Source organism: Burkholderia sp. Ac-20345 (assembly GCF_017104825.1).
In the GTDB taxonomy this organism is placed as follows: Bacteria; Pseudomonadota; Gammaproteobacteria; order Burkholderiales; family Burkholderiaceae; genus Burkholderia; species Burkholderia lata_B.
In genome coordinates this window covers 40,466-54,734 of sequence record NZ_JAAGPO010000061.1, presented here as the reverse complement: position 1 = coordinate 54,734, position 14,269 = coordinate 40,466, and the positions used below count along the sequence as shown (strand labels likewise).

10 protein-coding genes are annotated in these 14,269 nt (G+C 60.0%); 1 reads left to right on the top strand and 9 read right to left on the bottom strand.

Features of this window, described 5'->3' with window-relative positions; genetic code table 11:
* The 4 genes from G3O06_RS22240 to G3O06_RS22225 form a co-directional block, all read right to left on the bottom strand.
* A partial coding sequence (locus G3O06_RS22240) for a polyketide synthase (protein WP_241020189.1) occupies positions 1-1,567 on the bottom strand: 1,567 nt, incomplete at its 3' end.
* Between the two features lie 3 nt (positions 1,568-1,570).
* Positions 1,571-3,103, bottom strand: coding sequence for an LTA synthase family protein (locus tag G3O06_RS22235; RefSeq protein ID WP_205817523.1), 1,533 nt, complete (start codon positions 3,101-3,103; stop codon positions 1,571-1,573).
* The gene (locus G3O06_RS22230) at positions 3,100-3,891 is read right to left on the bottom strand and encodes an SDR family NAD(P)-dependent oxidoreductase (protein WP_174913301.1); all 792 of its coding nucleotides are present in this window, start codon (positions 3,889-3,891) and stop codon (positions 3,100-3,102) included. Before G3O06_RS22230 ends, G3O06_RS22235 begins: the two co-directional genes overlap by 4 nt.
* On the bottom strand, positions 3,884-5,089 hold the full coding sequence (locus G3O06_RS22225) for a capsular biosynthesis protein (RefSeq protein WP_205817522.1): 1,206 nt from the start codon (positions 5,087-5,089) through the stop codon (positions 3,884-3,886). Before G3O06_RS22225 ends, G3O06_RS22230 begins: the two co-directional genes overlap by 8 nt.
* Positions 5,090-5,396: 307 nt before the next feature.
* On the opposite strand from G3O06_RS22225, the gene G3O06_RS22220 reads away from it, so the two are divergent.
* Positions 5,397-7,331 (top strand): glycosyl hydrolase family 28-related protein, encoded by a 1,935-nt coding sequence (locus G3O06_RS22220; protein ID WP_205817521.1) that lies wholly within the window; start codon positions 5,397-5,399, stop codon positions 7,329-7,331.
* Between the two features lie 111 nt (positions 7,332-7,442).
* Here G3O06_RS22220 and G3O06_RS22215 read toward each other — a convergent pair whose 3' ends face one another.
* From G3O06_RS22215 to G3O06_RS22195, 5 genes are all read right to left on the bottom strand, one after another.
* Positions 7,443-8,501: a sulfotransferase family 2 domain-containing protein gene (locus G3O06_RS22215; RefSeq protein WP_174913311.1), complete on the bottom strand. Its 1,059-nt coding sequence runs from the start codon at positions 8,499-8,501 to the stop codon at positions 7,443-7,445.
* Between the two features lie 164 nt (positions 8,502-8,665).
* The gene (locus G3O06_RS22210) at positions 8,666-9,313 is read right to left on the bottom strand and encodes an ABC transporter ATP-binding protein (RefSeq protein WP_174913314.1); all 648 of its coding nucleotides are present in this window, start codon (positions 9,311-9,313) and stop codon (positions 8,666-8,668) included.
* Positions 9,310-10,107 carry an ABC transporter permease gene (locus G3O06_RS22205; protein WP_241020188.1) on the bottom strand — a complete coding sequence of 266 codons (798 nt, stop codon included), beginning with the start codon at positions 10,105-10,107 and terminating at the stop codon, positions 9,310-9,312. The genes G3O06_RS22210 and G3O06_RS22205 overlap by 4 nt, the downstream gene beginning before the upstream one ends.
* A gap of 11 nt (positions 10,108-10,118) precedes the next feature.
* Positions 10,119-12,245, bottom strand: coding sequence for a hypothetical protein (locus tag G3O06_RS22200; protein ID WP_205817520.1), 2,127 nt, complete (start codon positions 12,243-12,245; stop codon positions 10,119-10,121).
* 18 nt (positions 12,246-12,263) lie between these two features.
* Positions 12,264-14,210 (bottom strand): glycosyltransferase family 61 protein, encoded by a 1,947-nt coding sequence (locus G3O06_RS22195; RefSeq protein ID WP_205817519.1) that lies wholly within the window; start codon positions 14,208-14,210, stop codon positions 12,264-12,266.
* Between the last annotated feature and the right edge of the window lie 59 nt (positions 14,211-14,269).

The following is a 14,269-nucleotide window of genomic DNA, read 5'->3' as shown; positions in this document are numbered from 1 at the left end:
AAGCGACCCTCCGGAACGTCTCCACGAGAGCCACCCCTTGCCGTACACGGCGCTCGTCGGGTCGGGCGGCGGGCGCGACGATCGCGCGATGTTCGAGCCATTGACGGCGACGTGCGGCCGCGGCGGCAAGCGCCTGCCAGTCGCCGCCGTTGTCGAGCGTCGCCAGATAGCGGCCCGCGAGCGCGCCGAGCGCGTTCGCGTTACGCGCGGTCAGGACGAGTGGAGACAGCTGCGCGTGAGTCGGCTCGGGTGCGGCCGACGACGCCTCATTTGAAGCCGGCGCCTCGGTCAGCACGACGTGTGCGTTCGTTCCGCCGAAGCCGAACGAGTTGACACCGACCGTCAGCGGCGCGTCGCCCGCGTCGAGCGGCATGTAGCGATCGACGACGCGCAGACGCCCGCCGTCGAAATCGATCCCGGGATTGGGCGTGACGAAGTGCAGCGAGCGAGGTACCGCGCGATGCTTCAGGCACAGCACCGCCTTCAGCAGCCCGGCCATGCCGGATGCCGTCTCGAGATGGCCGATGTTGGTCTTGACCGAACCGATCAGCAGCGGACGATCCGCCGGGCGTTCGCCCGACACGACGTCGATCAGCGCGCGCGCCTCGATCGGATCGCCGACCGCCGTGCCGGTGCCGTGCGCCTCGAGGTACGCGAGCGACTGCGGATCGATGCCCGCGCGCGCGTACACGCTGCGCAGCAGCGACGCCTGGGCGGCCGCGCCCGGCACGCTGATGCCGCCCGGCGAGTGGCCGACCGAGTTCACGCCTGAGCCGGCGATCACCGCATGGATCGTATCGCCGTCGGCGAGCGCGCGATCGAGCGGCTTGAGCAGCACGAACGCGCCGCCTTCCGAGCGAACATAGCCGTCGCCGGTCGCATCGAACGCGCGGCAACGGCCGCGCGGCGACAGCATCGACGCCTTGGAGAAGCTGACGAAACCGAACGGATGCAGCAGCAGGTTGACGCCGCCTGCGAGCGCCACGTCGGCTTCGCCGGACTGCAGCGCCTTGACGGCCTGGTGGAGCGCGACGAGCGACGACGAGCAGGCCGTGTCGACCGACATGCTCGGACCGCGCAGGTCGAACAGGTAGGACACGCGGTTCGATGCGATGCTCAGGGTGTTGCCGGTTGCCGAATACGGATCGATCACGTTCAGATCGTCCATGTTGCGGTTGCCGTAATCCATGCTCGCGGCACCGACGAAGACACCGCAGTTGCTGCCGCGCATGTCGGCCGGGCGAACGCCCGCGTCCTCGAATGCTTCCCATGCGAGTTCGAGCAGCAGGCGCTGCTGGGGGTCCATCTGGGCCGCTTCACGCGGGGAAATGCCGAAGAACGCTGCGTCGAAGCCGGCGACGTTGTCGAGGACGCCGGCCGAGAACGTATAGCTCTTGCCCGGTTCGCGCTTGGACGGGTGCTGGTAGAAGTCGGTGCCGAAGCGGTCGGCGGGGATTTCGGTCACTGCGTCGCGTTCGTCGCGCAGCAGTTGCCAGAAGTCGCCGAGATTGTTCGCGCTCCCGGGAAACCGACAAGCTATCCCAACTATTGCAATCTTACTGTTCATCTTTTATGTCGCTTTCTCGGATGCGCGCGGCCCTTCCGCACGATTTCCGTCCTCTTGAACCACGCGCAGCAGTGCCGCGCCTAACTCCTCGGCAGCCAAATTCCGACATTGCGCCGTCACTGTGCCGTAATTTCTCCAAATAAAGTAATCGCTGCGTTGCGGGGTAACGCCCAGCTTTTGGAAAACGTCAGGCAGAGCGGGAACGTGATCGCCGTAAAAGCAAACGACCGTTTCACGATCGCTGGTGCGCAAATAATCGAGCAAGCGCCCGATCATTGCGTCTGCATTTTCAATGTGTCGCAGATAGGCGGTCAGATCGCGCCAGGATGCGCCCTCGCCAAGAGTATGCCGTGAAGACGATTCACCAGGCAAAACCTGCTCAAGATGCAGCGGGCCGTGATTTTCCATCGTCATTGCAAAAACGAAGCGCGGGCGGTCGCCGCTCGCCGCCTCGAGTTCCGCGACGATCGCGTCGGACACGGCGGCGTCCGCCACGTACGGCCCCGCACGGGACGCCGACGCAAAATGACGGATATCGAGAAAGCGCGAAAAGCCGAGCAACGGAAATACCCGGTGACGTCCGAAGAAATCGGCGTAATAGGGATGAATCGCGACTGTATCGTAACCGCAACGGCCGAACCATGAAGCGAGTGACGCGATTTTGTTTCTTACGAACGCGTAAGGATAAAAACGCGCATACCCGAGCGAAAAGGATTCCATGCCGGTCAGCACCGCAAATTCCGTTCGCATCGTGTTTGCCCCCCAGGCCGGCACGGTCATCTCGCCATGCCAGACCGCCTCGCGACGCGCGTCGTCGAAGCGCCTGAAGAGTGTCGGCTCGATCTCGTCACCCAGTCGGCGCGCATCGAAGAACGATTCGCTCTGGATCAGGATCACGTCGGGGCGTCGCGCCGGCTTGCCGGTTGCAAACGGCCCGGCCGCCATGACCTCACGAAACTGGCGAAACGTGGCAGGACGCAGACCGTTGAGCAGATAGCCAATGAATACGGCAAAAAAACCATGCCGACGCTGGTCGGCATCGGGATCGAGCGTGAGCGGCACGCGGGTAGCCACGGGCACCGCGAGCATGAACGGCAGCACCGCCACGAACCATGCCAGCGCGCGGGAACCGGGCAACACGGGCCGCTCGACGACGAAGCCCGCGATTACCAGCACGATGCCGGCACCGATCGCGACGACCTTGCCGATACTCAGGAACGGCAAGTAAAGACGAGGATGCGAAAACAACTGGCTGAAAAGGCTCAGATCGGTAAATACAAACGGCTCGCGCAGCGACTCGTACTTCGCATTGCTGACTGCAGCGACAAGACCGACGAGCGCAAGCGCCGCGCAGGCCGAAAATAGCGGCCGCAACGTGACGGCGAACACCAAGTCGAACAGGAAGACTACGGAAAGAATGTGAAGCACTGACGACAGCAGCGGCCGCCGCAGCGGCGCTCGCGGGACGGCGATCGCATCGACCGCGAACGACAGCGCAACGGTGGCCGCCAGCGTCACGGCAAGACGCGCGCTCAATTGACCCGGTCCTTCGACGGCAGATAGGACAGACGGTCGAGGATTGCGTCGGCGAGTGCGGCGGGCAGGAGCGGCAGGAGGCGCATGCCGAACGCGAGCAATCCCGGAAATGCGATCTCGCTTCGGCCCGCATCGAGCCCCCGGCGGATGTAAGTGGCCGAGCGCTCGGCACTCCAGAGGAACGGCTTGTCGCCGGGAAACACGTCGCTCATCGCCGTCTTCACGAAGCCGGGCAGAATGACCGTGACGCCCACCCCGTCGCGCGCCAGCAGCGGGCGCACGGAATCGCCATAGGCCTTGATCGCGGCCTTGCTCGCGCAATAGGCTGGCGAGATCGCCATGCCGCGCAGCGCGGCGATCGAACTGACCATCGCGATCCGGCCGCGCCTGCGCGCGCGCATCCGGTCGACGACCGGCAGGACCGTGTGCAATGCACCGTAGAGATTCGTGTCGATGACGCGAGCCGTGCGCTCGAGGTCTTCCCAGTCGCTCGCGTCGGCGATCGTACTCGCCACGCCGGCGTTCGCGATCAGCAGGTCGATCGGGTGGCGGGTGTCGAATTCGGCGAGCCATGCGGCAGTCGACGCAGCGTCACGCACGTCGATCGCGCCCGTGTCGACGATGGCACCCCGCGCTCGGCAGACCGCGGCCGTTTTCTCGACCTCGGCGAGATTGCGACCGACAAGGCCGAGCATCGCATCCGGTCTCGCATAGGCGAGCGCAAGCGCACGGCCGAGGCCGGCACTCGCGCCGGTGATGACGATGCACCGCGGCAGTTGATCAGGCATCCGCGCGATCCAGGCGCTCGACCGCCCCCGTAACCGCCATCTCGATACCGGTTCGGGTGTAGAAGTCGCCGTTGATTTGCGTGTGATGCATCACGTAGTCCAGGAAGGCGTGATAGAGGTGCATGTCCGGCAGCTCGCCGCCATGCCAGAAATCGTCGAGTTTTCCCTGCCAAGTCAAGCCGGGCATATTATAGATGGCGGTCCCGAGCGCCACTAGCGGGCGCTCATGGTGCAGCGCCGACAGGCCGACCGTGCTGTTCACCACGACCACGCCGCGCGCATGCTCGAGCAGCGTGGGCAAGTGGCCCGAGTTGATGAAGCGAAGCCGGTCGCCGATACCCGCCTCGCGCGCGATCGACATCGCGAAGCGATGATATTCGATCATGCCGGTGTCGAGCGGGTGGTTCTTGATCAGCAGTATCGCGTCCTGCGGCGCGTGCCGGGCAAACGAACGCACGACATGGTCAATCGCATCGCGTACCCCGCCGAAGGGCGAATGCACGACAATCTGCGCATCGGAGTTGAGCTGAAGCGGAAACAGGTAATAGGGCCGGCCAGCGTCGAGCAATTCGCGCGTGACGGCTTCGGCCTGACGGTGATGGCGGCCCTGCAACAGCGCGCGGAACGCAAGTCCTGCGTATTCGACGACCCCGTTGCGCGGCCGGTGGCTGCGATAGCGGGGAAAGCGCCACGCAAGCAGCGCGTTGGCCACGCGATACGTGATGTCGTGAAAGACGCGTTCATAGAGGTTATAGCCGGTCGGCTGGCCGGGTTCGGCGGACGGGACGATATCCCGCTGACGCAGATATTCGGCCGGATCCGTCGGCATCAGCGAGCGGCCATTGACACCGTGGCGTTCGAGCGTGATCCAGTGAGGGCGAACATACCCCTCCTCGAACACATGCACGCGCAACCCGAGCGACTCGGATATCGGATGCATGTGCCGGTTGATCTCCCTGCAATCGCCAAACATGATGACGTCCGTGATGCACTCGCGACGCACGAAATCGGCGTACCAGGCAGGCAGATCCGACGACTTGCCGCTGTAGTTCACGCTTGGGCCGCGTCCGTCGTAGAACCAGTCTCCCCCGCAGAAATTGATTCGGTGAACGACGTGACCACGCGCGCGAAGCGCGTCGGAAAGCCGGACAAAGAAAGACGACGCCGTGCCTTGCAGCACAAGAAATGAGCGAGGCATGGTATGGGTAACGCGGACTTATTCGAAAAAATGGCCTGCTCTTGTTGATCCTGGCCGTGCGCGCACTACAGTGCCAGACCGTGCCACCGCCTCCCGACGACGGCCGACAAATATATCACTCCGAATGTGACAAACCCACCGGCAGTTCGCGGAAATGACTCCCGCCGATATGGCATGCGAGCGTCGATCCGGTAGAACGCCCGTGGGCAAGCAGCGGTCATATGCATCACGGCAACCGCCAACACACCCGTGACTGCAAGCAGCCGCCGACACTCCACTGCGACTGGGCAGGAATTGAAAGGACGCCATGAAAACAGGGAACAAACGATATCGATGTACTGCTGTCGCGTCAAGTAAAAACTCGATAAAGGCCGCACTGTCGACGCCGATTATTATAGAAACGATATTCGTCCGGGCACTCCGACCTCCCCGGGTAGCAACGAGACGCACTATTCGGAATGGAGAAAGAAACCACGCATTTGAAATCCGGAAATACCACCGAAAAACCGCAATCGCGTGGTTTCTGGGATTCGGTCTTGCAGGCGGCAGCTGTTTGGTGCCGTCATACGCGGACGATCTCGCTCCCCGTGCTGAAAATGGCTCGAATACCGCCCATTTCGATTCGGCTCGGGTATTTCAGTTACCGGCCGCCGGAAGCGTTCCCCGCTCGATCGCCGACAAACTATCCGATAGCGACAACGTGTTCGACTTCATGTCGCCGGCACAAATCGCCGATGTCAAAGCCGGTACCGCCAGCGTCGACGTATCGAAAGCCATCCAGGCCTGCATCGATTACCAATCCAGCAAGCGACGCGGCGGCACCTGCGATCTGCCATCCGGTGTGTACCTCATCAAGTCGACCCTGCGGGAAACCCGCTCCCACATCAGGCTACGCGGCGCCGGCAAATCCGGGACCGTCATCGCAACCGATTCGGACATCGTCGATATCGTTGTCGGCTCGAGCCCGGTCACTGCCCTGATCGGCAACGACATCATCGACATCGGCTTTTTCCACACCAATGCCGTCGTCAAGACGAAGCCGCACGTGGTCCTGCTGTCCCCAATCCAGTCCACGATTCGCGCGTCATTTACAAATGGCGCATACGGAATATTCCTGTATGGCGGACAGGGTATAAAACTGGATCAAATCGTTGCCCCCGGAAACTATGACCCGCAAGCCGGCCCGACGCACAACTCACACACGGCCATTTCGTTGCTTCCGCTGAGCGCCGCATCCGGATACAAAGCATCAACCGGCGCTGTCGAATTACCGACCGAAGTCGAAATCTCAAGCCCATACATCAATGGACCGCTATTGAAGGGCTGGCAATACGGCATTTCGATCTTTGCCGGGGAACACGTCACACTCGACGGCACCTACTACATCGGGCAATCAACGGTCGACAACGTGCACATCGAACAGCGTGCCGACAACAAGCTGATCCTGGAGCCCACGCTGGCGCCGGGCGGATACATCGACGGGGCCGGTCGCGCCGGGGTGTGGGTCGGCGGACCATCGGGCAACGGCTCCCAATACATCGGCCAGTTGTCGATTTACTCGACGATCAAGGGCCAGTCGGGCTCCGGCGTCGACGGCATTGTCATCGATGGCACCAACCGGGGAGGCGCTTATCCGCAGACCGTCATCAATGCCACCTTGTCCCCGGCGCAAGTGAGCGGATGGCGTCGACACGGAATCAATCTGGCCGGCGGCCAGAACATCAACATCCCTTCGCCCAACGTATTCGGCAACAGTTTCCTGAAGGTCGGCGAAGGCAACGGTATCGACATCGGCCAGCATGCCGCTGGCGTTCGCATATCCGGTGGACGCGTCGGTGGCGATGCTTATGGCCGGGGCACCGGAAACCAGGCTCAAGGCATCGCGATCTCGCCTGCGTCCAGAAACGTGACGGTCACCGCCGTGGACCTGAACGGCAATCAGTCGCCCACCAACGGCGTGTCGAATGCCGGTGCAAGCAACAACCAGATCACTGACAGTCCAGGTTTTAGCGGAAACCGGGCTACGGTTTCTCCGCAATTTCCGGTGTCCGGCAAGGAATTCAAGAACCCGCTGGGATCACGCGCGCTCGTATCGATTCAGGGCGGGAAGATCTCGTCGATCGACCTGAACGGCCATCCGCTTTTCAATTCGGCACCTGAAGCGCCCTTTCCGATCGCACCGGGCGATACGTTGCGAATCAACTATTCATCTCGCCCTGACTGGACCTGGTGGCCGCAATGAGCGGCCGGATCTGATGGACAGGACACCGGCCGGTCGATGCCGCTTCCGGACATCGGCCGGGAAACGACGCGACACGGCCGGCACCCCGAAACGACACTCAGCGCAAGACCATCAAACTGCTCTGAAATCGACGTACCCGGATTTTCTCCATGTGGAGAAGTTGTCCAGCAACGCGTAGAACTCCATGTTGGTCGGCATGAGCCGACGCAAATGAAGAAGGATGTCGAAGCTCAACGTATCGCGCGTAACGACCGCATCGGATTTATTTTTTTCCAGCCTTTCACCACCCTCGGAATCGGTCACGAAATCATTCACCCGATCCGACCTGACAGCGAACACGCCAAACCGGAGCATGTTATCGATGATCGCTCGCGCATCATCCGGAGAATTACCGGGTTCGCCAAGATAATCGAAATATATATTCGAAACGTTGCGCCGGAAAAATTCTGACCCGCAGTAATTCACAAACCAGTCGCTAGGACCGGCACCAGAACTCTGCCACTCGTCGACGAACGGCCGCCATTGCGCACCCCATGCTTCATCATTGTTGCGCACCATCGTAAAGGCGAAATTGAAATACGAGATCGCTATGTCGATCGGGTCGCGGATAGACGTGAAAATCACCCCGATATCACTCAAATTGATGGATCGATCGTAAAATTCCAGCGTCCTGTGACCCGAAAAAATAATTCGGCGAGACTGCGAGCTTTCCCGATACAAAGCCACGAGCGTCGATATATCGAAGCAGGCATTGCGCAGAAGCGTCGCATTGGCCTCGAGAAGATTGTTGACCGTCGTTCCCGCAGTCTTTGGAATATGGATGAAAATATCCATACCCGCGCTTTCGATCGTCTTCGCAAAAACGATCTCGCCCATGACCTTGTTTTCCTCGGAGAAAACCAGGTCATGAAGCAGCCCCAGGTCGGCCTGCCGATTCAACTCCGCCGCCGAGCCGATTCCCCACACACTCTCGGGAGGACGGTCAAAAATGATGCGGTAAAGATTTCTTCGATCCAGACCCTCGAGAAACCTGCAGAGCTCCACATTGTTCCTGGCGTGCGCGATCCACGCCTCCTTCCCTTCAGATTCACTGACGAAGGAATGCGAAAGCAATGTATATAGCGCGAGACGATCCGCTCGATTGCTTGATTCACGCCTGTTGATTTTCATGTTTTCCTTGTACTGGTCTTCGTCGCCCTGGAAGACTCAGGCATGAGACCTGTCCCCTTCCTGCCTCGCTGCCAACGGCGTGCCTAGCACAATCCCACGCCGCATCGCACGCTCGTCACGCCCGGGCCGACGCTCAATCAAGAACACGCGCAGCCGGAATGCCGTCAGATGTGATTGTAAAAATCGTACGCATCGTCAACATCGTCAAAATGATGCAACCTGCCGCCTTCGAGCACGCATGCGCGATCGCAGTACTCCTTCACCGTGATTGCATCGTGCGAGACCAGGATCATTGCTCGGTCCTTGCGTTTCTCGAACAACTCGTATTTGCACTTCTCGTGGAATCGTCGATCGCCCACTGCGATCACTTCATCGATGAGGAAGCAATCGAATTCGACCGCCATCGAAATGGCAAATGCGAGGCGCGCACGCATGCCGCTCGAGTACTTCTTCACCGGCTCACGCAGATACTCGCCCAGTTCAGAGAATTCCTCGACGAACGGCAACGCGTTTTCGAAGGAGGCCTGATATACCCGGCACACGAACCGCAGATTATCCAGCCCGGTCAGGCTACCCTGGAATCCGCCGGAAAATGCCAGCGGCCAGGAAACGCTCATACTTCGGGAAATCCGGCCGGACGACGGCAACTCGGAGCCACTGATCAGCCGGATGATGGTCGACTTGCCCGCGCCGTTCCTGCCCAGGATGCCGATCCGCTCGCCGGGATTGATGGTCAAATTCACACCATCGAGCACCAGCCGCTGTCCGTTCCGGGTCGAATAGTATTTCCTGACGTCATCGAGCTCAATCATTCAGGCTCCACTCGGCGAGACGCCGCAGAAACGACAAACAAACCAAGGCAAGTCAGGACCAGGTTGCACAGAACGACATACGAGGTGTCGTAATAGGTCCGGACTTCGTTCCCGTAGTATCCATAGCGAAACAGCTCGACGCAGTTGGCGACCGGAAACATCAGCACGATGTTTCTGGCCGACACCGGCAGCCACGCGGCCATCACGAGCGCACCGGATACCGGCAGCTGAAAATAGGCAATCGGGTGCCACAGTCGCTCGACCACCTCGCTGAACTCCACCAGCGCGCCTATCAGCAGGCCCATGGCGCCCGCGTACCAGCACAGCAAGACCCACCCGATGATCATGCTCATCACGTCGTACGGGAACGGGATGAGTCCGATCACCATGAAGAAGAGGAACAGGATCAGCATCGACAACGTCGTACCCAGCAGCTCGAGAATGATTCGAGCCAGGAAGAAGTCGATGACCCGCACATTGCGGTGATACAGGAGCGACGCGTTCGGCTCGACAGCCATCACGCATCGGCCGATCGTATTTCGCCACACCAGGATCGTCGAATAACCGGTCAACGAATAGGCGATCGCACTGATGTGGTGACTGGTTCCCTCGTTGTGCGCGACGTTCCACAGAATCACCACACCGATCGAGAACAGCATCGGCTCGGCAAACAGCCATGCAAAACCGATGTTGTGTCGTCCGTAGCGGGTAATGATCTCCCGCATCAGGAGCGCGTACAGGACGCGCCCCTGAATTTTCAACGAGCCGGTCAGCTCTCGAAAATGGATATTCAATTTAAGCCACCTCAGTCGCGATGCTCTTTGATGCTGGCAATGAGCAGCTTCAGCGTGCACCAGACGATGAATCCGATCGCGAGAATCGCCAGCACGGTTCTAAGGCGGCGCGGCAACAGCGGCTTGTCCGGTTCGTTCGGCTGCGAAATGCGCTCGAGATACAGATGCTGGCGCTGCGCATCGCTACGCGCCGTCTCGAGCGACATGACCGCGGCCGCCAGTTGCTTGTCGGCAAACTGCTTGTCGAGTTCCAGCCGTTCATAGGCCGGGCTCTTGTATGCCAGTGACGACTGCCCGTTGGTCACATTCTTCGACGCGGCATCCACCTGGTCCTGCAGCGACTTGATCTTCACCTCCAGTGCACCGATTTGCGGGTTGCTCGGCGACACCGCCTTCAACTGCGCCAGCTGAATCTTGCTGGCCACCAGTTCGCTCTGGAGTTTGGTCACGCTCTGCAGGATCAACGACGACTGCAGATTCGGATCGAACACGGCCTGCTTCTCACGATATTGCGAGAGCGCGGTCGCCGCCTGCTTGAGATTCGTTTCCGCCAGCACCACCTCGCGCTGCGCGTAAGTGACGAGATCCTGCTGCGCCCGATCGTTCATCTGGTTGATGCGCTGCTCGCCGAGCTCAAGCAGATGCTCGTTCAGGTTCTTGGCCTCCGGCGCCGAGAACGCATGAATCTCGAGCGTGGAAATACCGGTATCCGAATCGAACTGAACGTTGGCGTGATCCTGGAAATACTTGAACAGGTCTTCGAACGTGCGCCGCTGCGGCAACAGGCCGAATCGGCTGAAGATGTCGGCCTTCCCGCCACTATAGGCGGTCTCGTAACGCGCCCCCCCATTCAGCGAAGCCAGTGCGTCGCGTGACGTCAGGTAGTTGTTGACGGCATAGGTGTCATCCGACGCGCGGGAAATGCCCGTGGTCTGCAGCAACTGGCCCACGAAACCGCCGGACTGGTTGCTCTTGCTGGGCGTACGGATGATGAAGGACGACTGCGATACGTAGATGTCCGATGCCATCAAGCCAAAGTACAGGGCCGACACGACGAACGGCACGATCACGCACAGCACGAAAAGCTTGTCCATTCGCCCGAGCAGGGTGCTCGCCGAATGCGGCTCCTGATGCGACGCCCCCTGGGCAACGGAAGCCCTCGCAGCGCCATGCCGCGCACCGCCGTCGCCCGTCGCTTTCGGTACGCCATGCGGCCGCTCGGTGAACCGGCTCCGGGGAAATTCGAGCATCGGCGCATAGAACTTCGCATACTCCGTGACCCAGCGCTGATAGTCGATCTTGCGTCCGTAGATATCGAACTTCTTGCCGGCCGGAAGCCAGGCAAGATTCAGGACCTTTGCGATTCTCGGATGAATCGGCGTATCCGGCTGCAGGATTTCGGCAAGCGACATCAGCCGCTCCGATTCCGTGCGCTCGGCGGCATTCAACTCGAGAAAACTCTCGATCTTCTGAATCAGCAAGCCGAACGATGCGTTCGACGGAAGCGTATGCGAATTAAACAATTTCTTGTTGGAGAAATTGCTGACCAGGTAGTCGCGGAAATTCCATCCGCACTCACTCTGCAATACGCTCCATTGCTCCTTGTCCGCTTCGAATGCCGCCTCGACCTCGGACTCGTTCAAACCTTCGCCGCCGATGTACTCGAAGACCTCTTCCTCGGTCACATCGTCGGATTGCACCAGGGCCTTGAGCTTCGAATCGCCGCGCGTGCCGGCAATTGACGAGCCGGATTGCAGCAATGCGCTGTCGAAGGTGTCGTACGGCCACAGGCCGGAACACAGCAGCATCGGCACCTTGACGAACGAGGTGCCGTGCTCTTCGAGGAAATTCGCGATATCGGCGCAGACAGCCCGGCGATTCGGATTGATCTGCAGCACGACCCGCGCGCCGGAGCCGACCAGCGCCTTCACCGAACCCAGGCAGCCGTCGTCGTTCGTGTCGACGAAATGAACGTCCGACGCTTCCGACCTGCTCTTCTCGAAAACCTGCTGAAAGTGGCGATACATGCCAAGTGCCTGCACCTCTCCGACGAAGATGACACGATCCGGTCGTGAGGGAGCATCGGCACGTTTTTCAGAATTACTCATATTCACGGTATTTACCTGGCAGTTATCCAAAACAGTTCAATGCAGAATTCAGATCAACTGTTCCACCAACCCCGCCACATCGAGGGGGTTGACTGCAAAATCACAATGACCATACGGCAAGCGTCGATCGACATCACGTGCGGACCGGAAGCTTTCGCCAAAGACGTGGTAGAGATTGAACCCGCGCAGGCGTCCGATGGTGCCGAGGATCGGCATCATGTAGTCTTCGTCGCAGATACTGACGACGTGCGAATTTTCCTGAGAGAAGCAGGACGCGTACATCCCCGCCCCCTCCGCGCCGATCAGCACTTTCGACTGATTGAACAGATCGATTTCTTCCTCGATCGTCAGCTTCTCCGGCTTGACCTCCTCGAAACGGTATCGGTCGACCAGAATTTTCCGCACGGAATCGTAATTGACCATGTTTCGCCAGGTCCGGCGGCTTTCGCGGCTGATCAACAAGTTCTTGATCGGGCGCCGCTTCGTTTTCACGACGCGCCCCAGCAGCTCTTCGTAGATGCGAATCGTGAACGAGGACATTGCCAGCGGCCAGGCACGCGGCACGATCAGCTCGTCGGCCTTGACGATCACGCCGGGAGGCATCTTCACGATCTGATCGTCGGCAATACCCGCGAGTCGCAGCATCGCCAGTTGCTTCGCACGCAGGTTGTGCGGAACGATGATCTTCGCGTGCGGAATGCCGAGCTCCCTCAGGATCAGGATCCGGGGAAAGCACTGGAGAATGAAATGGGAAAAGAACGTATGCACGTCAGGCGTAAACGCCAGCGGCATGGCCGGACCCGTGACGTTCAGGATGCGCGCCTGCCGCAGCTTCGCGGTAACGATGCCGTCGACGTTGACACCGCTTCTGTAAAGCTCGGTCATCTCCGTGCGGGCGATTTCGTTGCCGGCATCCATTGCAATTTCGCCGCTCTCGGCAAAATGCAGGTAGGTCGAATCGACCGTACCGCGCTGGGCCGCGATCGAGCCGTTCTTGATCGTCACGACATCGTTGAAGAACTGGATCTCCGATGTCATCTTCAACGTATTTTCCGTTGAAACCGGCGCGAAACTGATGACCTTCCTGGGTTCGACGGGCTTGAAGAATTCTGTCTCGGCAAAACTGAGATTGCGGAAATCGGCGTTGCTGCTGGCTGCCGCCGTCGTGAAGCTGCAGTCGAGAATGTCGAAGCAATCGATCTCGATGTCGGGCAGGCCACTCAATCCGTCCACCAGGACGATCGCCTTTTCCTCGCGGGCCGCCGACGAGTTCAACGTGTATTCGCGACTCTGCACGACAGCGTGCGGATACTTCTCTTCCAGCTTCCGCTTGACGTTCTGCAGAACGGATTTCTTGCCGCAGAACACGTAGGTCGTGTTCTCGTCGACCCAACCGGCCAGCGCCGCATATCGTTCGGCGATCTTCAACTGATCGACGTCGGCCGGCAACGACAGCGCCAGCGCGCCGACCTTGCGACGAATGGATTCGACGAACTGGCCCAGGTCGTGGAGCTGACGGCAATGAATGTTGTGGAAGTTGTATTCGATATGCGGGAGATTGCCGGCCCACTCCGGCAGCACCTGCTGGGCCGGGTCGCCGAACAGCAGGCCGGCCGTCGTGCTGGCGTTGGCTACCGCAACGCGAAAGTGGCTCTTGGGCGCGTCGCAGACGAACAGCTCGGGGCCATAGCCGGACGTGAAGTGCCGGGTCTGGAACTCGAGTTGCAGGACGATCTTGTTGAGTACGGCCGCAAAGAATGCATCGAGATCGGTTTCATGCTGCTCGAACGTGGCCAGCATCGACGTGAAATAGTAGTCGTCGGCCTCACCGCCAAACACATAGTTCTTGACGAACTCGGAATTCTTGCTCAGAAATTGATCGAACGTGCAAATGAGTCCGCTCACTTGGTAAGCATATTCCAGCGCAGATCTCTTTCGTGACTCGCCATCGTTGTCGACTGCCCGGAAATTACTTACCAGATAAGAACTATCCATTCGATCACTCCCCAATTTCCATTAGACAGGTCATCTTCGTTTCCCTGCCCCAACATTCC

What these genes read in the sequence shown, in the direction of transcription:
- G3O06_RS22230 (WP_174913301.1), bottom strand. Translation starts at nt 3,891, where the DNA reads ATGCCTGATCAACTGCCGCGGTGCATCGTCATCACCGGCGCGAGTGCC.
- G3O06_RS22225 (WP_205817522.1), bottom strand. Translation starts at nt 5,089, where the DNA reads ATGCCTCGCTCATTTCTTGTGCTGCAAGGCACGGCGTCGTCTTTCTTT.
- G3O06_RS22220 (WP_205817521.1), top strand. Translation starts at nt 5,397, where the DNA reads ATGAAAACAGGGAACAAACGATATCGATGTACTGCTGTCGCGTCAAGT.
- G3O06_RS22215 (WP_174913311.1), bottom strand. Translation starts at nt 8,501, where the DNA reads ATGAAAATCAACAGGCGTGAATCAAGCAATCGAGCGGATCGTCTCGCG.
- G3O06_RS22210 (WP_174913314.1), bottom strand. Translation starts at nt 9,313, where the DNA reads ATGATTGAGCTCGATGACGTCAGGAAATACTATTCGACCCGGAACGGA.
- G3O06_RS22195 (WP_205817519.1), bottom strand. Translation starts at nt 14,210, where the DNA reads ATGGATAGTTCTTATCTGGTAAGTAATTTCCGGGCAGTCGACAACGAT.